Here is a 23,583-nt window from a genome sequence, read left to right on the forward strand (position 1 = left end):
ATCAGGCGATGATCGCCGTCACACGAATCTCGACCCGCATCATCGGCAGGCCCAGCGCCTCGACGCCGGTCTGCGTCCAGATCGGTGAGTGCTTCGGCATATAGTGTCGGTAGAGCCGCGTCATCGTCTCGTTCACCTCCGGCGGGAAACCGCCGACATGGTAGGAATTGACATGGATGACGTGCTCCCAACCGGCCCCGGCGGTCTCGAGCGTCCGCTCGACGTTACGGAACGCCTGCTCGACCTCCTCCACCAGCGACTCTGGTATCTCGAAGTCGTCATTCCAACCGCCCTGCCCGGAAATCTCCACGCGGTTATCGACCCTCACCGCCTGCGAGTAATACAGCAGATCCAGCGCCTTCTCCCCAAAGCCGGGGGTGATGAAAAACTCGGGCTTGCTCATCGATTCAGCCTCTTGCGTCGTTGATGGCTACCGATGCTAGAGCGCCGAAACCGCGAGCAGAAGACGCTAAATCCGACATGACTGTCCATGGGGATGGACAATTAACTTATGCCCGGCATGAGATGTTCCCCGAAAACACGAGTGACTCGCAGGCACAAAAAACCCGCCGATCAGCGGGCTTTGGTTACGGCTTACGTGACTCGCGACGAAGACTCTGCTCCATACGGTGTGAGCTGTGACGGTATTTACCTGACAGTCGGCCAGCACGGCCCGGTCCACTGTCTCGGCGATGGTCTCGTCGCGCTGTTCCTCGTCGAGCAGGGCATCAGGATGTAAGTGCGATTGCCACTGCTTAGACCGCAGCAAGCAAGAAGCCTTCTTTTCGCCGCCAACCACCACTCCAGCAATGCGTCTTCCCCAACGCAACAAATGATAGGCTAGGCATTAGCAGTGGGGTTCAACTGGCCAAGAGAGCGTGTTTGTGAGTTATTTTCGCCGAAAGCTGTGGTTTGCCGACCAAGACGGACAGCACCAATTACAGCAGGACGATCTGCTAATCCGCCGCGAGCCGATCGTTGTACTTGGCGAGCCCGGCATGGGCAAGACTGAGCTGCTCAAGGAGCTAGGCGCGAAAGACGGCAACGCGTTCTGTCGCGCCCACAAGCTGGTCAATCGGGTACGGCCGGAGACGCTCTTGGGAAGCAACCGCCGTCTAGTGGTTGATGCACTAGACGAAGTTTCAGCGCAATCGGACGGCGATGCGGTCGACTTGGTGCTGCGCAAGCTGGGGGAGCTCGGCTACCCGCCATTCATTCTCAGCTGCCGAGCAGGGGAGTGGCGCGCTGCTATCTCATCGCAGGCGATCGCCGACCAATATGACGATGTGCCGCCACTGGAAGTGCACCTTGAACCGCTCGGCGAGGATGAACAGTATGAGCTGCTCTCCCAACTAACCGGCGACGCGAAGCGTGCGCAGACACTGCTTGATCATTTCGTGCGGTTCGGTCTCGACTTCCTCGGAAACCCGCAGACGCTAGAGCTGGTCGCCGCCATGCCTATAGATCGGCCGTTACCGGCAACCAGCGGCGCACTTTTCGAAGACGCGATCGAAACGCTCAGGAAAGAGCGTAACCCTCAGAAAGATGAGCTACCCCATGATGAGGTTCTTGATGCGGCGGGGGCAGCGTTTTCGGCGCTGATCCTGTCCGGCAATGCGCGCATCACCGATCAACCGAGCGGCACGATCGATCCCGCCGACAAGGCGCTGCCACTGGCAGAAGTTGAGGCATTTGGTAACGGCCACGTGAAGTTGGCTGCAAACACAAAACTTTTCGCGACCGATCTCGACGGCCTGACCTACGCCCATCGCCGCATCGGTGAGTTCATCGGCGCACGCTGGCTGGCTGCGCGCGCCGACACGCGGGCGAAGCGGCAACGGCTACTTCAGCAGTTTCAATCATACGGGCTGGTACCTGCTTCACTACGCGGCATCCACGCCTGGCTGGTGCGCGACCCGCACCTGGCATGCGGGGTGATCGATGCGGACCCAATGGGCGTGGTCGAATATGCCGACGCGGAGGCGCTGACGCCCGAGCAGGCGTGGCAACTGTTCTCGGCCCTAGAGCGGCACGCCGTCGCCAATCCGCGCTTCAGCGGCTGGCATGAGCACCGCGCGGCGGCGTTGGTAACACCGCCGCTAATGGATGAGGTTGCACGCGTGATCGGCGACCGTGAGAGCGAGTTTGGACTACGGCTGCTCTTGCTGCAGCAGCTCAAAGGTGCGACAACTGCCGAAGGGCAACGCCCGCTGCTGCGCGAGCGCATGCTTGACGATACCGAGCCCTACGGCATCCGCTATGCAAGCGCGTTAGTGCTAATCGCGCTTGGCGGTGAAAACTGGCCCGTGCTGCTTGAAGAGCTGCGAAGGCAGGTACGCAAGGGCTCCCTTCGACTCGCGCACGAGCTGCTCGATGACATCGGCGTAGATATGTTCAGCGATGAGCAAATTGTCGCGATTGTCCTTGCCCGCGATGGGCTATCGGTGAGCCCGATCGAAGCAGACTCAGAGGGCACCACTGTATTTGGCTTCTATCGCCTTGCTAATCATGTGCCTGTTGAGAGACTTGATGGTTTGCTTGACCTCTTCGCTTCCCATGCAAGCATGCTTCTTCCCGATCATGCAGGGATAGAAGAAAATGACTTAATCGACCTCCAATATGCCCTGATTCTCAAGCGTATCAAGAACGGCGATTCAATCGATCCGCTGCGACTGTGGCAGTGGCTCAAACCATTCGACGCACAAGATTCATATCGACGTGAGCAGGGGAAAGAGATCGGAGCGTGGCTGAAGGCGAATCCGAAAGTACGCTTATCAATCCAACAGCACGTCTTAATCGATAAGGTTGACGATAAAAATATTTGGCAGCGCGCCTGGCCGCTTCAACGTGGCATTATCGACCTATACCCTACACATGCTGAGATTGTAAGCCTGCTTCAAACAATCGATCCGGATAATCACAACGAAGCACATTGGCGCGAGATTGTCGCGCTGGGCCGCGTCTGGGGGGAAGAAGGAAAACCTCTGTGTAAAGCAATCAAGTCCTTAGTCCAGCATCGGCCTGACCTGCTCACCTGGATCGATGGCCTAGCCGATCGAAAGGTTCCAGAATGGGAGCTTGAGCACGAGGAGAAAAAACGTAAGCGTCAAGAGCAGAAAGAAGCCGAAATCGCCGAGCATCGCCGCAACTTCCATGCCAATATCGAAGAGGTTCGGTCAGGCCAATATGGACGAATCCTGCCGCCCGCAAGGGCATACCTCAATCACTTTCGAGACATTAGCGACGACTTATCAGCACACGATCGCGTTGCGGACTGGCTTGGGGAGGAAATCGCAGCTGCGGCTCTCGAGGGCTTCGAAGCATTTCTCCAAGCCAGTCCACCGCGACCTAGTGCTAAAGAGATCGCGCTGAGCTACGCCCAGAGTAAGCTCTGGCCGGCAGTCTATATCATCGTCTCGGCGCTCGCCGAGCGAGTCCGCACGCGGAGCAAACCGTTTGAAGGGGTCAGCAGCGAGCGGCTAGCCGCCGGCCTGTTCGAATGCTGGCATGGGCCCATCGCCGATCACGCCGGGCTGGAAGAACTCGCGCCTAAGATCGAGGCTGAATTGAAGTGGCGAGGGCGCTGGGAGCAGGTGGTGCGGCTCTATATCCAGCCGCAGTTGAGGTTGGGGCGTCAGCATGTGGACCATCTTTGGGCATTCATGAGCAGCAAGGACGGTGGCTTCGGTGCTGATCTTGCTCAGGACTGGTTATTGCATTATCCCGCCATGTCGGATGAGGCAGAGGTTGAGATGATCGACCGATTGCTGCGCTCAAATCGCCGTGACGCGCTTCGAGTACTGGTTGCCGCTCGACAGGAGAGGGAGATTGGCGAGGAACGGCGGCGGAATTGGCAGGCGGTAGCGCTAATCGTAGATTTCGATGCAGTACGTGAGCGGCTGGGAGATACGATTAAACCCGAATTGCTTTGGCATCTCCGAGACCGCGCTGGACATGGTAGGCGTGACGAAGGAACCGGCACGCTCCTGTCAGTTGACCAACTTGCCTGGATGATCACAACCTTTCGCGAGCAATGGCCCGAGGTTAGCCGGCCAAGTGGGGTAACGACAGGCGATGTAAACCCTTGGGACGCATCAGAGTACATCCGGACGCTAATTACTCGCTTGGCAAGTGACGTATCGGCTGAGGCAGTGGCTGCGCTCACCGCCCTACGAGACGCACCCGAGGACAGTTACACATGGATGCTGAGAACGGTCTCTTTCGAGCAAAGGCAGAAGCAGGCTAACGAAGACTATAAACCGCCAACGCTCGACAAGATCAAGATGGTGCTTGATGGCGGGCCTCCGGGCAGCGTTGCAGATCTTCGCGCCATCGTGGTCGAAGAGCTGCGCGAACTGGGCAAAAGGCTGTGCGGCAGTTCAGAGGACGAAATCGACTTTTTCTGGACCGATGATGGTCTCCCGCGCACCGAGAACGAGTGCCGCGACAGGACCGTCTCATTGCTGCGCGGCCACCTTGAGCCCCTATCACTCTACCCCGCCAATGAGGCCGACATGCCTCAGGATAAGCGCGCCGATATTGTCTTCTATCATGGCGGCCTGCTGTTGCCATTAGAGGCCAAACGACACCAGCATCGAGACCTGTGGAATGCAATTGATGGCCAGCTTGAAGCACTCTACACCGGCCACTGGCAGGCAGAAGGACAAGGCCTATTCCTCGTTTTCTGGTTTGGCTCCGACTACCAAGTTCCCGCGCCTCCCAGCGGTGGAGCCAAACCGACCAGCGCCGTCGAGTTACAAAATGAGCTCGACCAGCACTCAGCAGTGAAAGCGGGTCGGGTCGAAGTTGTGGTGCTCGACTTATCGCGCTAAACCTCGCCCTATTTATCAGCACTCGAACATCAAACTAACATCAGCTAGATAACGCCTTGCAACAAAAAAACCTGCCGGTAAGGGCAGGCTTTTGTATGACGCGAGCAATGCGGCGTGGCTAGGCGCCCCTCATCGGTCCTATCCGACCGCTCACTCCCACTCGATCGTCGCGGGCGGCTTGCTGCTGACGTCATAGGTCACCCGCGATACACCGCTGATTTCGTTGATGATGCGGTTGGAGACTTTCTCCAGCAGCTCGTACGGCAAATGCGCCCAGCGAGCGGTCATGAAGTCGATGGTTTCCACGGCGCGCAGGGCGATGACCCATTCGTAGCGGCGGCCGTCGCCGACCACGCCGACCGATTTCACCGGCAGGAACACGGCGAAGGCCTGGCTGGTCTTGTGGTACCAGTCGGCATTGTGCAGTTCCTCGATGAAGATGGCGTCGGCTTCGCGGAGAATATCGGCGTACTCCTTCTTCACTTCGCCGAGGATACGCACGCCGAGGCCCGGCCCCGGGAAGGGGTGGCGGTAGACCATGTCGTAGGGCAGGCCGAGTTCCAGGCCGAGCTTGCGCACTTCGTCCTTGAACAGCTCGCGCAGCGGCTCGACCAGCTTGAGCTTCATGGTCTCGGGCAGGCCGCCGACGTTGTGGTGCGACTTGATAACGTGCGCCTTGCCGGTCTTGCTGGCGGCGGATTCGATCACGTCCGGGTAGATGGTGCCCTGGGCGAGAAAGTCGACGCCGTCAATCTTGGCGGCTTCGACATCGAACACGTCGATGAAGGTGTTACCGATGGCCTTGCGCTTGGCTTCGGGATCATCGATGCCTTCCAGCTTGGACAGGAACTGCTCTTCGGCATCGACGCGGATGACCTTGACGCCCATATGGTTGCCGAAGGTTTCCATCACCTGGTCGCCTTCATTCTTGCGCAGCAGGCCGTTGTCGACGAATACGCAGGTGAGTTGATCGCCGATGGCCTTGTGCAACAGCGCGGCGACCACCGAGGAGTCGACGCCACCGGATAGCCCCAGCAGCACGTGGCGATCGCCGACCTGATCGCGCACGCGGGCGGTGAGATCTTCGATGATCTTGGCCGGGGTCCATAGGCGTTCCGCCTGACAGATATCCAATACGAAGTGTTCGAGAATGCGCTGGCCCTGCAGGGTGTGAGTCACTTCGGGATGGAACTGCACGCCGTAGAAGCGTTTCTCGGGCCAGGTCATGGCGGCGATCGGGCAGCTCGGGGTGGAGGCGGTGACGGTAAACTCGGCGGGTGCTTCGGCGACCTTGTCGCCATGGCTCATCCACACATCGAGCAGCGCCTTGCCGGTAGCTGAGTCGACGTGGTCCTTGATGTCCTTGAACAGGTCATCGTCGCCGTCGATACGTACCTGTGCATAGCCGAATTCACGCTTGTTGGAGCCCGCCACCTGACCGCCCAACTGCTCGGCCATGGTCTGCATGCCGTAGCAGATGCCGAATACCGGCAGGCCCATCTCGAACACGCACTGCGGCGCGCGCGGCGAACCCAGCTCGGCGACCGACTCCGGCCCGCCGGCGAGAATGATGCCGTTGGGCTGGTAGTCGCGAATCTCCTGCTCGGTGATATCGAAGGCGCGAATCTCGGAGTAAACGCCGATCTCGCGGACGCGACGCGCGATCAACTGAGTGTACTGGGAGCCGAAATCGAGGATCAGGATCTTGTGGGCGTGAATGTCGGTCATCGGATGCTCTCTAAATAAGCAACGGCGCCTCTTAGCGCCGCTGACGAACGGTGTCCAGAATCTTTCGAGCGATGCTCAGGCAAGGCGAACCGCGACGAGACAGCGGAGTTTACATGCCGGTAAATGAGCATGTTGAGCCGCGGTTCAACACAGCCTGAGCGAGCGCAGATGATTCTTACCCTACTCGGTAGTTGGGGGCTTCCTTGGTGATCTGCACATCATGAACGTGGGACTCGGCGAAGCCGGCGCCGGTGATCTTGACGAACTCCGGCTTGGTGCGCATCTCGTCGACGCTGCGGCAGCCGGTGTAGCCCATCGAGGCGCGCACGCCGCCGATCAACTGGTGAACGATGGCATTCATCATGCCCTTGTAGGGCACGCGGCCTTCGATGCCTTCCGGCACCAGCTTCTCGGCGCCTTCGGACTTGTCCTGGAAGTAGCGATCCGCCGAGCCCTGGCTCTGCGACATGGCGCCCATCGAGCCCATGCCGCGGTAGGCCTTGTAGGTGCGGCCCTGGTAGAGCTCGACCTCGCCCGGCGCTTCTTCGGTGCCGGCCAGCAGGCCGCCGATCATCACGCAACTGGCGCCGGCGGCAATCGCCTTGGCCACGTCGCCGGAGAAACGGATGCCGCCATCGGCGATCAACGGCACGTCGAACGGCTCGAGCGCGGCGGCGACGTTGGAAACGGCGGTGATCTGCGGCACGCCGACACCGGCGACGATGCGCGTGGTGCAGATCGAGCCGGGGCCGATGCCGACCTTGACGCCGTCCGCGCCGGCTTCGGCCAGCGCTTTCGCCGCTTCCGCCGTGGCGATGTTGCCGCCAATCACCTGAATGTCGGGGAAGTGTTCCTTGACCCAGCGCACCCGCTCGATCACGCCGCTGGAGTGGCCGTGCGCGGTATCGACGACGATCACGTCGACCCCGGCCTCGGCCAGTGCGGCGATGCGATCCGGCGTTTCGGCGCCGGTGCCCACCGCGGCGCCGACCAGCAGGCGGCCATCGGCGTCCTTGGCGGCGAACGGATAGGTGCGCGCCTTCTCGATATCGCGCACCGTGACCAGCCCGCGCAGGCGGAAGGCGTCGTCGACGATCAAGATCTTCTCGATGCGGTGCTTCTGCAGCTTGGACTTGATCACGTCGAGCGAGGTGCCCTCGGGCACGGTGATCAGCTTGTCGCGCGGGGTCATGATCGCTTCGACGCTATCGCTATGATCGGGCTGGAAGCGCATGTCACGACCGGTGACGATGCCGACCAGTGTCTCGCCCTCGACCACCGGGAAGCCGGAGTAGCCGTGCTCGTCGGCCATCGCCAGCAGGTCTTCCAGCTTGGCCTTGGGGCCGACCGTTACCGGGTCCTTGACGATCACGCTCTCGTGCTTCTTGACCTTGCGCACTTCCGCGGCCTGGCCGGCGATGGTCATGTTCTTGTGGATGATGCCGATGCCGCCTTCCTGGGCCATGGCGATGGCCAGGCGCGCTTCGGTGACGGTATCCATGGCGGAGGAGACGAGCGGGATGTTGAGATTCAGGCGGCGGGTCAGGCGGGTCTTGAGGCTGACATCCTTGGGCAGGACATCCGAGTAGCCGGGGACGAGTAATACGTCGTCGAACGTAAGAGCTTCTTGCGCCATACGTAGCATATCGTAAACACCCAATGAGCAGATGGTGGGGATGGGGTGTGTAGAAGTTAATCGACCATTATAGCGGTTAGGGCAAGTTTCGAGCAACGCGCGGCGAGCCACGAAATGCAAATCAAGCTCGTAGCTCGTAGCTCGTAGCTCGTAGCTCGTAGCCAAAATGCTAGACTGCCCCTTTCATCATGGTGAGGCCGGCATGCACGACACTCCCGCCGTTACGCTGAGCGTCAGCGATCTCAACCGTCAGGCCCGACTGATGCTCGAACGCGGCTTCGGCGATTGCTGGGTCGAAGGCGAAGTCTCGGGGCTGGCCAAGCCGGCCTCGGGGCACTGCTATTTCACGCTCAAGGACGACCGCGCCCAATTGCGCTGCGCGCTGTTTCGTACCCGCGCCCGCTTTGCCGCGCTGTTCAGCAATGGCGATCACGTGCGCCTGCGCGGCCGGGTGTCGATCTTCGAGCCACGCGGCGATTACCAGATGATCGTCGAGGCGGTGCAGCCCGCCGGCCAGGGCGCCCTGCTCGCCGCCTTCGAGCGCTTGAAGCAACAACTCGCCGGCGAGGGCGTGTTCGCCAATGCCCGCCCGTTGCCCTGCCCACCGCGTAAGCTGCTGGTGATCACCTCGGCTACCGGCGCGGCGATTCGCGACGTGCTGGCGGTGCTGGAAGCGCGCTGGCCGCTGCTCGATGTCACCCTGCTGCCGGTGCCCGTGCAGGGCCGCGAAGCCGTGCCGGCGATCGTTCGCGCCCTGGCGCTGGCCAACCAAAACCCAAATCTCGATCCACAACGCGACGCCATCCTGATCACTCGCGGCGGCGGTAGCCTCGAGGACTTATGGGCCTTCAATGACGAGCACCTGGCGCGGGCGATCTTCCACTCGCGGTTGCCGGTGATGTCGGCGGTGGGTCACGAGGTCGATGTTACGCTGGCCGATTTCGCCGCCGACGTGCGCGCGCCTACGCCCTCCGCCGCCGCCGAGCAGCTGGTGCCGGATCGCCGCGAGCTTTCCCGGCGCTTGAATGATGCCTTGCTGCGCCTGGCACGCTGCCAGCGCGCGCGGCTCGATACCGAAACCCAGCGCCTCGACCATCTGCGCGCCCGGCTGCGCCACCCTGGCGAGCGTCTGGTCGGGCAGCGCCAGCGTCTCGAGCAATTGCAGGTTAGATTGCAGCGCGCCATGGCTCAGCAACGGCATGTGGCGCGGCAACGCCAGGCGCATCTGGCGCAACGCCTGCGTGCCTGCGATCCCGCCCGGCAGGTTACCGAGGCAAGGGGGCGTCTCGAGCGCGCCCGGCAGCGCTTGCACCTTACCTTACCCCAACATTTGACCACGCAGCGCGGCCGGCTCAATGCACTGGCACGCGAATTGAACGCAGTCAGCCCGCTGGCGGTGTTGGGGCGCGGCTACGCGATTCTCGAAAACACGGAAGGCCATGTCATCAAGCGCGCCGAGGATACCTCGCCGGGGCAAAGGCTCAGCGCGCGGCTGGGCCAGGGGCGTTTGAGTGTTGAGGTGAGGCGGCGCTACAAATCATGATCCCGGCTCTCGTCGCAGAAGCTCGATGCCGAACTCAACGCCTGTGACGCTTGCGATAGGCCGCGACCTTGTGACGATTGCCACACGTCGAGGTGCTGCACCAGCGCCGCCGCCGGGATTTGGTGCGGTCATAGAACCACAGGATGCATTCCGGATTGGCGCAAGTGTGGATGCGCGAGAAATCGGCGCCGACGAGCATCTCGGCAGCCGCTTCCGCTAGCGGCGCCAGTAGTTGCCGTGCGCTGTGCCGTGGCCGCACTCGTACAAGGCTGGGCTCTCGCCCTTCGCCAAGTACCAACTGAGGATAGCTTTCCGCCTCGGCCAGATAGCCGTTCAACGCCTCCAGTGACAGCCGGTCTCCCGCCTTCCGCTGCGCCACCAGCACCTGCACGATGCCGCGCAGGTCACGCGCGGCCATCAGCAATGCTTGATCACCTCGATCCGACTCATCCGAGCCTGCCAGCCACCCCGCACGGACCAGCCAGTCCACGACGTCTGTGTCCGTTTGCCAAAAATCATGCCGCTCCCCCTCATGCATGCATACGGTGTTGAGCATGTCCAACACCGGGTGATCGGCCAGCTGCGGGGGCTCGGGCTTGGTTCTAGTTGGCGAAGTCATGATAGCTGAGAGTTCCATAAGCAGAGAATGCCACAACATTGTAACTTTTAAAAAAACTTTGACAAGTTACAGATAAGTTCACATGATGAATTTGTAACCCAAGAACTCCATTTTAAAAGTTATCAAGAGGAGGTTTGCATGACCGCTCTTTTACACTCCGAGGCACTGGCCACTGTCCACCATCGCTTCGTCGAGGCTGATGGCCTCCGCGTCTTCTATCGAGAAGCGGGATCGCCCCAGGCTCCAGTGCTCCTTCTATTGCACGGTTTCCCAGCGTCGTCCTTCCAGTTTCGCGAGTTGATCCCGAGGCTGGCGTCGCGCTTCCGGGTAATCGCACCCGATCTCCCCGGCTTCGGCTTCACCGAGGTCCCCGAGGAGCGGGGCTACGTTTATACCTTTGACGCGCTGGGCAGAACGCTCGAAGCCTTTGTCGAACAACTCGGGCTCACGCGCTATGCGATGTACTTCTTCGATTACGGTGCGCCCGCCGGCCTGCGTCTGGCGCTGGCACATCCGCGGCGTATTACCGGCATCGTTTCGCAAAACGGCAACGCGTATCTGGAGGGGCTGGGTGATGCATGGGATCCACTCAGAACGTATTGGGCCGAGCCAAGCGCCGAAAATCGCCAGGTGGTGAATGACAACATACTGAATCTGGAGGGAATACGCTGGCAGTACACGCACGGGGTCAGCGACCCGCAGCTCATTGCCCAGGAATCCTATGTGCTGGATACCCTATTGATGGAACGACCGGGCAACAGGACGATTCAGCTCGACCTGTTTCTCGACTACGCCAATAACCTCGAGCTATATCCCGAATTTCAGGCGTTTTTCCGCCGTTATCGGCCGCCGACATTGGTGATCTGGGGAAAGCACGATCCGTTCTTCATCCCACCGGGGGCGTGGGCCTATCAGCGTGACAATCCCGAGGCGGTGGTGGAGCTGCTCGACACCGGGCACTTCGCCCTGGAGACCCACGCGAGTTACATCGCCGATCGCATTCATGAGGTCCTGGGAGACACTACCCGTCAGTCCACCTATATATGAAGGGCATTGGACGGAACCTGCTACTCGACACCGAGGAAAGCAGGTCTCGTCCTTTCACGCCGGCAGGAACTGCTGTCCTAGCCCATTTCCTCGGCGTTGGCGCCGGGCTTGAAGATACCGGGTTCGAGGTCGTGGCGGCCGAGCAGCTTGTAGAAGTCGGTGCGATTGCGTCCGGCGATACGCGCCGCCTGGGTCACGTTGCCCTCGGTGATCTTGAGTACCTTGATCAGATAACTGCGCTCGAAACCGGCGCGCGCGTCATTGAACGACGGCAGCGCGTTCTCCTCGGCGACCAGCGCCTGGGAGACCAGTGCCTCGGGAATGATCGGCGAGCTGGTCAGCGCCACGCACTGCTCGACCACGTTGACCAGTTGCCGCACGTTGCCGGGCCAGGCGCTCGAGGCCAACAGATTGAGCGCCTCGGGCGAGAAGCCCTTGACGAACGGCTTGTGGCGCTCGGCGGCCTGGGTCACCAGATACTTGGCCAGCAGCGGTACGTCCTCGGCGCGCTCCTTGAGCGGCGGCAGGCGCAGGTTGACCACGTTGAGGCGGTAATACAGATCCTCGCGGAAATCGCCCTCGCTCATCGCACGATCCAGATCGCGGTGGGTCGCCGAAATGATGCGCACGTCGATGCCGATCGAGGCGGTCGAACCCAGTGGACGAATCTGGCCATCCTGCAGGGTGCGCAGCAACTTGACCTGCAACGGCAACGGCATGTCGCCGATCTCGTCGAGGAACAGCGTGCCACCGTCGGCGGCCTGAAACAGCCCCTCGTGCTGGCTGATCGCGCCGGTGAAGGCGCCCTTGGCATGGCCGAACAGCTCGCTTTCGAGCAACTGTTCGGGCAGCGCGCCGCAGTTGATGGCGACGAACGGCTTGTCGGCGCGCGAGCTGGCCTGATGAATGGCATTGGCCATCAGCTCCTTGCCGCTACCGCTGGGGCCGGTGACCAGCACGCTGACATCCGATCCCGCGACCATGCGCGCCTGCTCCAGCACGCGTTCCATCTGCGGGCTGCGGGTGATGATCGCCGAGCGCCATGAATCGTCGCCGGCCTCGACGCTACCGCCTTGCGTCTGGCTCAGCGCATCGTCGATGGCGCTGAACAGCTCGTCGCGATCCACCGGCTTGGTCAGGAAGCTGAACACGCCCTGGCGCGTGGCGCTGACCGCATCGGGGATCGAGCCATGCGCGGTGAGGATGATCACCGGCAGGCCCGGCGCGCGCTTCTGCAACTGATGGAACAGCGCCAGGCCATCCATCTCGTCCATGCGCAGGTCGGACAGCACCAGATCGGGGCGTACCTGCTCGAGACGTTCCAGCGCCTGGCGCCCGCTCTCGGCGGTGGTTACCTTGTAGCCGCGGCTCTCCAGACGCATTCCCAGCAGCTTGAGCAGACTGGCATCGTCATCCACCAGCAGAACATGGGCGGCATGCTTCACGATTCGTCTCCCTCGACGTCAAGCGGCATATCAGGGTTCCTGCTGCCGCGAGTTGATACTCTGTTCAATGGCCGTCAGCGCATCGAGCTTTTCGGCCAGACTGTTGCGTTCATTGGCCAGCGCCACGCGCGACGCTTCGCTACTGGCCAGTTCCTCGGCCAACGCACGACGTGCTTCCAGGCTGTTGAGCCACTGGCGCAGCAGCGGCTGCAGGCGGCTGGGTGCCGAAGCGAGATCGGCCTTGTAAATCTCGGAGGCCTGCTGCCATTCACTGTCGTCGGACCAGGAAAGCACCACCGCACGCGCCAGGCGGTGCCTGGTGGAGTCGCCGTCGAGACGCTCCAGCATGTTTTCGCGCCACTCGGGCTCGCCGCGTTGGGCGGCCAGATTGAAGTCGATCCAGGATTCGAGCAGGCATCCGTTGCGCGCCAGGTTGGGCACTTCTCTCTGGCAGCTAGACGCCGTATCAGGGTTCTCCCCGGCATTCCCGGGCAACGCCTGGCAACCGGCCAATAGCGAAACGGCCAGCAGGCTGGCGATGAGTGAATACTGTTTCATCGGATTCAGTTCCTTGCGTCGGTACCAAGAGTAGGCACCGAATGAGACTGTCGGTTGTCGTTTTCGATAACACTATCGCCATTCCATGGCAGTGTCAGGCGAAAACATACCGCCAGGGCATCGTCGTCGACCAGCGCTAAATGACCCTGTTGGGCGAGCGCGCAGTCCGCCGCCACCGAGAGGCCGATCCCCGAGCCCTTCAACGCGCCCTTGCGCCGGGCACGCCCCTGATAAAAGGCCTCGAACAGGCGCGAACGATCGTTATCGTCGATCGGCTCCCCGCTGTTGGCGACTTCCAGCACCAGAGCCTGGGCCTCACGGTAGACGCGAATCTCCAGGCGCCCGCCATCTTCGCCGTAGGCGATGGCATTGGATACCAGGTTATCGAGGATTCGCGCGGTGCGATCCCGGTCGCTGACCCACTCGAGCGGCCGCTGCGACGCGATGACACGCATCTCCTTCTTATCGAGCGCCAACTGGTGCTTGGACAACACCTCCTGGATGACGCCGGAGACATCGAAGCGCTCATAATAAGCGGGCTGGCCATGCTGCAGTAGATTGTAATCGAGCAATTGCTCGATCAACTGTTGTAGCTCCTGGCCGCTGGCATCGATCAGCTCGACGATTTCACGCTGCCGCGGCGTCAACGCGCCGGCCACGTTGTCGGACAACAGCCCAGTGCCCTCGCGCACGCTGGCCAGCGGTGTTTTCAGCTCATGCGACATGTGCCGCAGAAATTGCTGCTTCTGGGCCTCGAGTTCGGCCAGGCGCACCGACAGCCAGTCTATGCGCTCGCCCAGGCTGACCAGTTCCGCCGGCCCCTGGATGAGCTGCGCCGAGGCCGGCTCGCGACCGCTACCCAGGCTGAGAATGCGCCGCTCGATCTGACGAATGGGGCGGATGATCAACCAGGTGAACAGCAACATCAGCACCAGGCTCGCCGAGACCAGCGCCGCGGTCTGTAGCCACAGGCGACGCTGTACCTCGGCGGCCTGCACGCTGATCGCCTCGATGCGGTTGTCGATCTGTCGACTGGTCGCCGTGCGCATGGCATCGGTGTGCTCGGCGAAACTCGCGAACTCGTCGAGCCGCAGGCTCAACTCATCTACCGGCAGGGAGGGAAACGTGATCAACGTCTGGATCTGCTCGCGTAGCGCCTTGATGTTGGGATTGTCCGGTAGCAGGCGTTGCTGGGATTCGAGTAGCTCGGCGAACTCTTGCGCCTTTTCGGCGTAGATTTCCATCAGCCCCGGTTGCTCGACTACCGCATACTGGCGCGCGCTACGCTCCATCTCTATCGCCAGGTTGGACAACGCCCGGGCGCGGCGCGTCTGCTCGACGGCCTGACGCGCGCTGACGTCAGCCAGATTCGAGAGCTCGGACAGGGCTTGGCCTGCCTGGAACATCAGCACGGCAATGGGCAGCATCACCACCAGAAAGGCCAGTAGCACCAATTGCAACAGGGATCGAGGACGCCAGCGGCGTGAGACCTGTGAGGTCATGAAAACCGTTCTATGCAGAAAGAGGGATAACGTCATGATGTCTTATCCGCATAGCATAACAGATTACCGTGTAGCCAAACCCCATCGGCGCCTACTTGCCAAAAAAGAGGGCCGGCGATTGCCGGCCCAAGGTACGCAGGGAACTGAAGGGTCATGTGAGCTCTCGCATTAATCCGCCTGGCCAGACTGTCAATGAGTGCTCGGGGATCGGACCCCCTTGGGGTCCCGAAACCATGAAATCGCTTTAACGCCTGCCAGGGACTGGCGATTTCACACAAGGCGGCGAGCCGCCGGGTTTCGTTCATGAGCACGCCACCTCGGCGTCGTGCTGCTATTAGTTCCCCCGTGAGGGGGAGTGGCATCCATGCCGGGGCATCCTTGCCCTTTAGGTACCTCTCCATGCCGTTAGGCGGTACCCGTCTCATCGCAACCTAAGTCACACATCGCGTGGAGCAGACGCTACTGGCGGATTCGAGATTCATGCACAGGGTAGTGAAGAAAGCTCTGTCTCCGGCAGTCGGGAAGCGATTCGAGCCGTTTGAACCGCTTCCCGTTGCTCACCCTATACATTGCGACAGCCGTGCCAGTTTTTACAGATAATCAATAAATACAATGGGTTAAAATATTGATTTCAGGCCAGGCCAGACTGCGGCCCGAATAATGGCGAAAAAATAGCGTCTCGATGGCAAAAATCGTCGCCAGCTACCGACAACTTCTCGTCGAAAAGCTCAATAATCTTTTCAATCAACGACTTGCGTCGTTGATTTTTAGAGACAGCCCACTCGGAGAATGGTCAGGAAATAGGGCATCATGCCCCTGGAACGCGTCAATCCAGCGACTTGATGAGAATCTTCGACTTGCGCGCATGGTTGTAGGCATCACGCCGCAGCGGTGGCAAGGCATCGATCGTCGATGCGCGAAAGCCGCGCTCGAAGAACCAGTGGGTGGTGTGGGTCGTCAGGGCGAATAGCGATGCCACGTCGTGTCGCCGGGCGCGGCGCTCGGCCTCGGCTAATAGAAGCTCGCCCCTCGCGCCGCCGCGGTAGTCCTTATGCACCGCCACGCAGGCCAGCTCGCCCATGTGCGCGTCGGGAAAGACATGCAGCGCCGCGCAGCCGACGATCATGCCATCGCGCTCGATGACCAGATAATCGTCGATCTCATGCTCCAGACGCTCGCGCGAGCGTTCGACCAGCATGCCGCGCTCCTCGAGCGGTCGCAGCAGTTCGAGCAGACCGGCGATGTCGCCGAGTTCGGCACAGCGCAACTGTTCATAGCGATGCCGGGTGATCATCGTGCCCACCCCATCGCGGGTGAACAGCTCGCCAAGCAAGGCATCGTGATCGTGCCAGGACAGCAGATGGGTGCGCCCGACGCCATGGCGCGCTGCCTCGCAGGCGGCGCCAAGGTGACGTGCCAGCTCGCTACCGGGCACCGAGGCAAGCCTGAGCGGTTCGGCATCGGCGGGCGTCAGTTGGCGCTGCAGCTGGCCGCTATCGTCGTGCAGCCCATCCGCCTCGCCGAGCAGGATCAGCTTGTCGGCCTTGAGGGCAACGGCGGCATGCTGGGCCACTTCGGCGGCATCCAGATCGAATACCTCGCCGGTGCTGGAAAACCCCAGCGGCGGCAACACCACCAGCGCGCCGCGTTCCAGCAGGTCCTCGATGGCCCCGGCACGCACCCGGCGCACCTCCCCGCTGTGATCGAAGTCGATGCCGTGGCGCACGCCCAGCGGCTTGGCCATGACCAGATTGCCCGACACCGCGGTCAGCTCCACCCCGTGCAACGGCGTATTCGGCAGGCCCAGCGAAAGGCGTGCCTCGAGCCACAAGCGCTGTTCGGCGGCGACCCGTTCCACACAGCGCATGATGGCGTGGTCGGCGACCCAACGACCGGCGTGTCGCTGCGGTTCGATACCCTCGGCCGAAAGCGCCTGGTTGACCTGCGGTCGAATGCCATAGGTCACCACCAGACGCACGCCCAGGGTATGCAGCAGCGCCAGGTCCTGTATCAACTGCTCGCCGTGGCCGCTGGCCATGGCTTCGCCCTCGATCAGAATGACGAAGGTGCGCCCGCGATGGGCGTTGATATAGGGCGACGAATTACGGAACCATTCGACGAAGGGAAAGCGCGTGTTCAATGCCTGAACTCCGGCAGCAGCGGGTAAATGATCAGTGTGCTTTGACTATATCAGAGGCCAACAAAAGGCGGGACTCCCTTGGGAAGTCCCGCCTTATTATCACTGCGCCAGCAAATCCGCTGCCTTCAGCTACCGAACATGCCCTTGAACATGTAGAAGAACAGAATCGACAGCAGCGCGCCGGCCGGCAAGGTGATCAACCAGGAGGCGGCGATGGTGCCCAGCACACGCATGTTGAGCGCCGCGATACCGCGCGCCAGGCCGACGCCTAGAACCGCGCCGACCAGCGTCTGGGTGGTCGAGACCGGTAGGCCGGTGCCCGAGGCCAATACCACGGTAGCCGCCGCCGCCAGGGTCGCGGCAAAGCCTCGGCTCGGTGTCAGCTCGGTGATCCCGCTACCCACGGTGGCGATAACTCGATGCCCGTAGGTCACCAGGCCGACCACGATACCACCGCCGCCCAGCACCAGCACCCACCAGGGCAGCGCCGAGGCGCCGCTGACATCGCCATTGGATTGCACCACGCTGATCACCGCCGCCAGCGGGCCAACGGCGTTGGCCACGTCGTTGGAGCCATGAGCGAACGCCATGGCGCAGGCCGTGAACATCATCAACACGGCGAACACTCGCTCGACACTCGAGAAACCGAAGCTGTCGCCTGTGCGCTTTTCGCGATTGATGCGATTCTCGAGCAGGATCCCCAATACCATGACGACCACCCCGATGCCGATGGCGATCAGCAGACTCTGGCCGAAGCTCAGGTCGAGACCGAGATTGGATAGCCCCTTGACCAGCGTGACCATGGCGATGATGAAGCCGACCAGGAAAATATAACCGGGCACATAGCGCTTGGCGGCGGCGAAAGGATCGCGACTGTCGAAAATCAGCACCTGCACCGAGCGAAACAGCAGATAGCCGATGACGCCGGCCAGCAGCGGCGAGACGACCCAACTGGCGGCGATATTGCCGACCGAGCCCCAGTCCACGGCGTCGACGCCCAGCCCGGCAGCCGCGAAGCCAACGATCGCCCCGACGATCGAGTGAGTGGTCGAAACCGGCCAACCCTTGGCCGAGGCAATCAGCAGCCACGTTCCAGCAGCAAGCAGCGAGGCCAACATGCCGTAAACCAGCAATTGCGGATTATCGGCGAGTAGCGCCGGGTCGACGATACCCTTGCGGATGGTCTCGGTGACCTGGCCACCGGCGAGCCAGGCACCCAGAAATTCGAAGACCACGGCGATCATGATCGCCTGTTTGATGGTGATGGCCTTGGAACCGACCGAAGTACCCATGGCATTGGCGACATCATTGGCGCCAACCCCCCAAGCCATGAAAAAACCGAAGACACAGGCGAGAATGATGAAGAGCTCGCCGTGTTGCGCGATGATCGACATAGGCAAGTGTTCTTTTTTAGTGACGTTTATCGAACCCAGAGGCAGGTGCCTGGGTTCAGCGGGCGGTCAGTATCTGCAGACGGCTGCCAACGCGTTCGGCGCGATCGGCAAGTTCGCCGATCCAATCGATGATTTCGTAGAGAAACATCACATCCACCGGCGGCAGCTGCGCCTCGAGGTCGAACAGTTGGCGACGAATGGCAATCTGCTGATCATCGGCCTGGTGTTCGAGTTCGTGCAGTTCGCGGATCAGGTTCTGCATCAAATCGGAAACATTGCGACCGAAACCCGACTCGACCAGATCCTCGAGCTCCTCGAGCGCCTTGCGCGCCTGGGCGACCGTGGCCACGGCGGTTTGCAGATAGTCGCGCATCGGCTGGGCCAACGCCGCTGGCACCTGCATGCGCCGGCCAAGCATGATGCCGGTGATATCGCGGGCCTTGTTGGCGATCTTGTCCTGTACGCTGACCAGCTCCAGCAAATCGGAGCGAGACACCGGCAGGAACAACGTATTGGGCAAATTGAGGCGCAGTTGCGTCTTGAGCTCGTCGGCCTCGTGTTCGAGATGGGTTACCGCTTCGCGGTATTTGATGGCCTCGTCCCAGTCTCCCGCCAGGGTGGCATCGAAGAAAGGCACGAGTTGATTGGCGCACTCACTGGACTTGACGATATGCGCCAAGAGGGGCTGAAAGGGCGAGCGGCCGAACAACGCGGAAAACGGATTGGAAGTCACCATGAGAACATTCATGTGTTGGGAATGGCGCCGCCAGTATAGTGTTTGGGTCCACCATCGTCATGAAAAATTCATGCAGACGTTATCATCAAGGTCATTCTCTTATGCCTAGTGAAGTCGAACTCAAACTGGCGCTGGGCAACGATGGTCCAGCGTTGCTACGCGAGCATCCTTTATTACAGTCGTTATCGAGCACCCGCATCACGCTGGCCAATACCTACTACGACACACCCGATGACGCACTGGAAAAGGCGCGCATCGCCTTGCGCATTCGCCACACACCCACCCAGGTATTGCAGACGCTAAAGACCGCCGGACACACCGGCGCCGGCCTGTCGACGCGTGGCGAATGGGAGTGGCCAATCGATGGCAGTCTGGACATCGCGGGACTCATCGATTTGCCGCCGATGCAGTCGCTCGATTCGACCGTTCTCGAGGCACTCGAGCCGCGTTTCAGCACCCATTTCGAGCGTCGGATCTGGCTCATCGAACGTAACGATGCGCACATCGAGCTGGCGCTCGATCAGGGCGAAATACGCAGCGGTTCGCGTCCCGTGGCCATCGATGAGCTCGAACTGGAACTCAAGCCCGACGGGTGCTCCGACGACCCGGCGACGCTCTGGCAGCTTGCCGCCGAACTGGCCGAGCACGTGCCGCTACGCCCGGCCAACGCCAGCAAGGCCGCGCGGGGCGTCGCGCTACTCAGACAGCGCTGGTTAGTTGACGCATGCGACGAAAGGGACAATCAGCATGGCGATGCCCAGGCGCGCTTCGAGCGGGCCATCGATGCCTTGGATGCCTGGACGGACAGCGGCGATAAGCGCTTTCTCGACCTGGCCCATGCTGCCTTCGAAGCGCTCGCCACCGATGCCTCGCAAGGCACCGCAATACGCCGGCATGCGCATGCCCTGGGTGTCTCGCTTGCCAGGCCAGACTGGCTGACAGCCTCGTTCGGTCGGCATAGCCTGGCCCTGCATAGGGCGTTACAAAACGCCTGACCGTCATGAACCCAAGGAGTCCGCCCTTGCCTTCTTCGTTTCGCCCTGCCGATACCGGCCTGCGCACGCATCTGTTCCAGCTTATCTTCGAATCGGACACGCGCAGCGCCAAGGCCTTCGACATCGCCCTGATCAGCCTGATCCTGATCAGCGTCGCCGTGGTCATGCTCGATAGCGTCCCGCAACTGCATGCTCGCTTTGCCGTGTTGTTCGATGTGCTGGAGTGGGCATTTACGTTGGTCTTCAGCCTGGAGCTGGCGCTCCGGCTGTACTGCCTCGACCGCCCCTGGCGTTATCTGAAGAGCTTCTATGGCGTCATCGATCTGCTATCGATCCTACCGACCTGGCTCGGCCTGCTGATTCCCGGCGCCCAGTCGCTACTGGTGGTGCGCGTGCTGCGCGTATTGCGTGTGTTTCGCGTACTGCGGCTGATGGAGTTCGTCAGCGAGGGGCGCATTCTCATGCAGGCGCTACAGCGCAGCCAGCGCAAGGTCCTGCTGTTTCTGTCCACCATATTGATGCTGGTCGTCGTGTTCGGTTCGCTGGTCTATCTGATCGAACCGCCAGAGTCCGGCTTCACCAGCATTCCCAAGGCGCTCTACTGGGCGATCGTCACCCTGACCACGGTCGGCTACGGCGACATCGCCCCGATCACGCCACTCGGCCAATTCGTCTCCTCGATCGTGATGATCCTGGGCTATGCGATTCTCGCCGTGCCCACCGGGGTATTCTCCGCCGAGATGATCCGCTCGGTGCGCGAGGAACGCTACTCCGACGAAGCCTGCCCCGGTTGCGGGCACGAAGGCCACGAACGCGACGCTCGCTACTGCAGGCGCTGCGGTAGCTGGCTCGATGAAGAGCATCCCGATCCAAACGCGCCAGCGGCCGCGACAGCTTCCGACATGGACACCTGATACAGGAAAGCCGCGTCGGGGGACGCGGCTTCCCGGTCAACTGAACCAATGGCGGCTAGTCGTCGCTCGTCAGCAGTTCCGACTGCGTGAATCGCGCAAGCCACAGTGGATTGCTCCAGGCCACGTCGCCGTCGGCATCCTCGACCTCCAGCGCCACCCAACCCCGGCTGTCGGCGGGAATGGTAAACGCCAGTTCGGCACGCTGACCGGAGAGCTCACGCGTCTCCAACACCTCGCCGCCGCTACCGATCAAGCGCGCTTCGGCCAGGCCATCGACCGCCACCGCCTCGACGCGCCATTCGCCCTCGGCATCGCCCACCAGACGCAACGTATCGCCGAACTTGGCGTTCTTGGGGTATAGCAGCGGCCCCTGCGTGGCGTAGGCATGGCCATCCTCGAGCGCTCGCGCGAAGGCACGTGGCGTCAACTCACCGGGAACCCGTGCCATCATGCGGATGCGACCGGTCAACTGGTTCCAGGCATCGTGGGTATCGGTGCCGGCGGTAAAATAGATCCGTGTTCCGTCATCCCATAACGCATGCGCCTGCGCGATGGTCTCGGCGTTCTCCACCTCGGCATTGAGTTCGAGCAGATCGAAGCGCGGGTCGAAGCCGCCCGGCACCTTGCCGTCGCTCAGATTGCGCAAGTAGCCGTAAGCGTTATAGGGATGATTGAGCGGCACCACGACAGCATTCAGGCGTCGCGCCTCGTCGATCACTTCCTGAACGCTGGCGGTTCCCGGATCGATCTGCAACTCGGCTCCCTGGGTAATCGGGAACGGGTTCATATGCCCCCATGACGCCGACAGCTCGATCGAGGGGATGAATGGCACGCCACGCTTCGCGGACAGCTCGGCGAAGGTTGCATGATTGGCGGTGGAATCGTGATCGCTGATGAACGTCAGGTCCAGGTCGGTCGCCAGTTGCGCGCGCACCACCATGCCGGGCGGCGTGGTGCCCTCGAGTACGTTGGCATGATGATGCAGGTCGGCGCCGTACCAATGCCGGGCGTTGGGATCGGCCTGACGCTGAATGTCCAGGGTCTTGTGCAACTGCTCCCCGGTCTCCAGGCTGACGTCGAACTCCCGGGTCTCGGCGGTAAAACCGGCACCGGCATTCACCGCCAGGCGATAGTCGCCGGGCGCCAGCGACAGCACCGCCTGACCGGCAGGCTCCAGCTTGGTAAAGAAGGTTCGCTTGCCGAGAAACTCCACCGCCGGCTGCTGCCCCTCGACGATGGTCAGGCGTGCATCACGCGGGAGCTCGCTGCCCGCCTCGCGCACGGACAGCGTCAGCGTGCCGGGCCCCTTGAGCTCGGTGAAGTCGACCTGTCGGGTCGCGTCGGCAGCGATCGTCAACTGGCTCGCCTCGCTATTGGCATAGCCTTCGGCGGTGGCGTAAACCCGATAGTCACCGGCGGGCAGCGGCATGCTGAATCGCCCATCGTCGGCCAGCGTCCAGGCGTAGGGATGACCGTTCTTCTCGACCATTACCAGGCCACTGTCGGGCGCCTGGCCGTCGACCGCGCTCAGTCGCCCTTCCAGGGTGCCGGCGGGTAATTCCTTGCGCTCGACCTCCGCCGCCACTATCGGCGCCAGGTCGCCCTCGGGCACCACCTGCAACCAGCCCTCGAAGGTTCGCGACTCGCCCGGCGCCAGCGAATGCTCGAGGTACATGTCGCGCCCTTCGTAATTGATACGATCGAAATACGGCGCGTGCAGGGCCATCGCCCAATCGCGGTCGTAACCGACCACGCGATCGCTGAGCGCCGCCTCGGCCACCGTCTCCTTGGCATCGCCGAGCCCCGGCACGCCAAACAGGTAACCGGTATCCGGCCACAGCGTGAAACCCGAACGAAGTGCCTCGAGCGGCTCGTCGCCGCGATTCTCGAATTGCGTCTCGAGGTACAACTGGTCGCTGCCCGCTTCCAGGGTATAGGTCGTGGTCACCATGGCCTCGCCAAAGTTGCGGGCGATACGCACCACCGCCCGCTCGGGGCTATCCTCGATGACCTCGACGGTCTTGCCATCGTTGGGCCAGGCCGACCAGTTATTGGGAATGAAGTCGGCGAAGGCCACGCGATCGAGATCGATCTCGCCGTCATCGACCGCCGCCAGGTCCACCAGGGTGCCACGCGGCAAGCCCCAGGGCGGGCTCGATTCGACGGCGATAGCGAACGCCAGATGGTCGTTGGTAATGGTCAGATCCTGCGCCGCCGAGGCTTCGCCATCGGGAATGACGGTCGCGCCGCGCGTCACGCTGACCTCTGCCTGCGCCAGAGGAGCGGCGACCACCGCCACGCCGGCGGCAAGCAACCGCCAGGATTGGGAGAGCATCATGCGTTCGACTCCTGTTTTATGATTTTATAATTCCTCTCCATCAGCATGATTTATTTTTATTGTTCGTTCAAATTAATTAAAGCCGAAACGAAGCGGCTGAAAGCAACGAAAAAGCCGCCGGGGAAGGAAGTCCCGACGGCTTGCTTGTCCTGGCGT

16 protein-coding genes are annotated in these 23,583 nt (G+C 61.7%); 5 read left to right on the forward strand and 11 right to left on the reverse strand.

Features of this window, described 5'->3' with window-relative positions:
* Position 1: 1 nt before the first annotated feature.
* On the reverse strand, positions 2 to 403 hold the full coding sequence (locus BLR92_RS07550; RefSeq protein WP_089727152.1) for a RidA family protein: 402 nt from the start codon (positions 401 to 403) through the stop codon (positions 2 to 4).
* 481 nt (positions 404 to 884) lie between these two features.
* Here BLR92_RS07550 and BLR92_RS07560 point away from each other — a divergent pair, with 481 nt between their 5' ends.
* Positions 885 to 4,832, forward strand: coding sequence for an NACHT domain-containing protein (locus tag BLR92_RS07560; RefSeq protein ID WP_089727156.1), 3,948 nt, complete (start codon positions 885 to 887; stop codon positions 4,830 to 4,832).
* A gap of 150 nt (positions 4,833 to 4,982) precedes the next feature.
* Here the strand turns inward: BLR92_RS07560 and guaA are convergent, their stop codons facing one another.
* Positions 4,983 to 6,560: a glutamine-hydrolyzing GMP synthase gene (gene guaA / locus BLR92_RS07565; RefSeq protein WP_089727158.1), complete on the reverse strand. Its 1,578-nt coding sequence runs from the start codon at positions 6,558 to 6,560 to the stop codon at positions 4,983 to 4,985.
* Positions 6,561 to 6,735: 175 nt separating this feature from the next.
* Positions 6,736 to 8,205 (reverse strand): IMP dehydrogenase, encoded by a 1,470-nt coding sequence (guaB, locus tag BLR92_RS07570; RefSeq protein ID WP_089727160.1) that lies wholly within the window; start codon positions 8,203 to 8,205, stop codon positions 6,736 to 6,738.
* A gap of 193 nt (positions 8,206 to 8,398) precedes the next feature.
* Between guaB and xseA the strand changes: the two genes are divergently transcribed.
* Positions 8,399 to 9,739 carry an exodeoxyribonuclease VII large subunit gene (xseA, locus tag BLR92_RS07575; RefSeq protein WP_089727162.1) on the forward strand — a complete coding sequence of 447 codons (1,341 nt, stop codon included), beginning with the start codon at positions 8,399 to 8,401 and terminating at the stop codon, positions 9,737 to 9,739.
* A gap of 34 nt (positions 9,740 to 9,773) precedes the next feature.
* On the opposite strand, the gene BLR92_RS07580 is transcribed toward xseA, so the two are convergent.
* A complete protein-coding gene (locus tag BLR92_RS07580; RefSeq protein WP_340148215.1) occupies positions 9,774 to 10,397 on the reverse strand; it encodes a CGNR zinc finger domain-containing protein in 624 nt (207 codons plus the stop codon).
* 99 nt (positions 10,398 to 10,496) lie between these two features.
* Here BLR92_RS07580 and BLR92_RS07585 point away from each other — a divergent pair, with 99 nt between their 5' ends.
* Positions 10,497 to 11,405, forward strand: coding sequence for an alpha/beta fold hydrolase (locus BLR92_RS07585; RefSeq protein ID WP_089727165.1), 909 nt, complete (start codon positions 10,497 to 10,499; stop codon positions 11,403 to 11,405).
* 77 nt (positions 11,406 to 11,482) lie between these two features.
* On the opposite strand, the gene glrR is transcribed toward BLR92_RS07585, so the two are convergent.
* From glrR to BLR92_RS07615, 6 genes are all read right to left on the reverse strand, one after another.
* A complete protein-coding gene (gene glrR, locus BLR92_RS07590; RefSeq protein WP_089727167.1) occupies positions 11,483 to 12,850 on the reverse strand; it encodes a two-component system response regulator GlrR in 1,368 nt (455 codons plus the stop codon).
* Positions 12,851 to 12,880: 30 nt separating this feature from the next.
* Positions 12,881 to 13,408, reverse strand: a complete 528-nt coding sequence (locus BLR92_RS07595) for a hypothetical protein (protein ID WP_089727169.1) — start codon at positions 13,406 to 13,408, stop codon at positions 12,881 to 12,883.
* Positions 13,409 to 13,413: 5 nt separating this feature from the next.
* Positions 13,414 to 14,910, reverse strand: a complete 1,497-nt coding sequence (locus tag BLR92_RS07600; protein WP_089727171.1) for a sensor histidine kinase — start codon at positions 14,908 to 14,910, stop codon at positions 13,414 to 13,416.
* Positions 14,911 to 15,736: 826 nt separating this feature from the next.
* A complete protein-coding gene (gene argA, locus BLR92_RS07605; RefSeq protein WP_089727173.1) occupies positions 15,737 to 17,050 on the reverse strand; it encodes an amino-acid N-acetyltransferase in 1,314 nt (437 codons plus the stop codon).
* 125 nt (positions 17,051 to 17,175) lie between these two features.
* Positions 17,176 to 18,444, reverse strand: coding sequence for an inorganic phosphate transporter (locus BLR92_RS07610; RefSeq protein ID WP_089727175.1), 1,269 nt, complete (start codon positions 18,442 to 18,444; stop codon positions 17,176 to 17,178).
* Positions 18,445 to 18,499: 55 nt separating this feature from the next.
* A complete protein-coding gene (locus BLR92_RS07615; protein WP_089727177.1) occupies positions 18,500 to 19,180 on the reverse strand; it encodes a TIGR00153 family protein in 681 nt (226 codons plus the stop codon).
* A 101-nt stretch (positions 19,181 to 19,281) separates the two neighbouring features.
* Here BLR92_RS07615 and BLR92_RS07620 point away from each other — a divergent pair, with 101 nt between their 5' ends.
* Together BLR92_RS07620 and BLR92_RS07625 are read left to right on the forward strand one after the other, a co-directional pair.
* A complete protein-coding gene (locus tag BLR92_RS07620) occupies positions 19,282 to 20,175 on the forward strand; it encodes a CYTH domain-containing protein (protein ID WP_089727179.1) in 894 nt (297 codons plus the stop codon).
* Between the two features lie 26 nt (positions 20,176 to 20,201).
* On the forward strand, positions 20,202 to 21,089 hold the full coding sequence (locus tag BLR92_RS07625; RefSeq protein ID WP_245704135.1) for an ion transporter: 888 nt from the start codon (positions 20,202 to 20,204) through the stop codon (positions 21,087 to 21,089).
* Positions 21,090 to 21,144: 55 nt separating this feature from the next.
* On the opposite strand, the gene BLR92_RS07630 is transcribed toward BLR92_RS07625, so the two are convergent.
* Positions 21,145 to 23,427: a CehA/McbA family metallohydrolase gene (locus tag BLR92_RS07630; RefSeq protein WP_217636552.1), complete on the reverse strand. Its 2,283-nt coding sequence runs from the start codon at positions 23,425 to 23,427 to the stop codon at positions 21,145 to 21,147.
* Between the last annotated feature and the right edge of the window lie 156 nt (positions 23,428 to 23,583).

The organism is Modicisalibacter muralis (assembly GCF_900102945.1).
In the GTDB taxonomy this organism is placed as follows: domain Bacteria; phylum Pseudomonadota; class Gammaproteobacteria; order Pseudomonadales; family Halomonadaceae; genus Modicisalibacter; species Modicisalibacter muralis.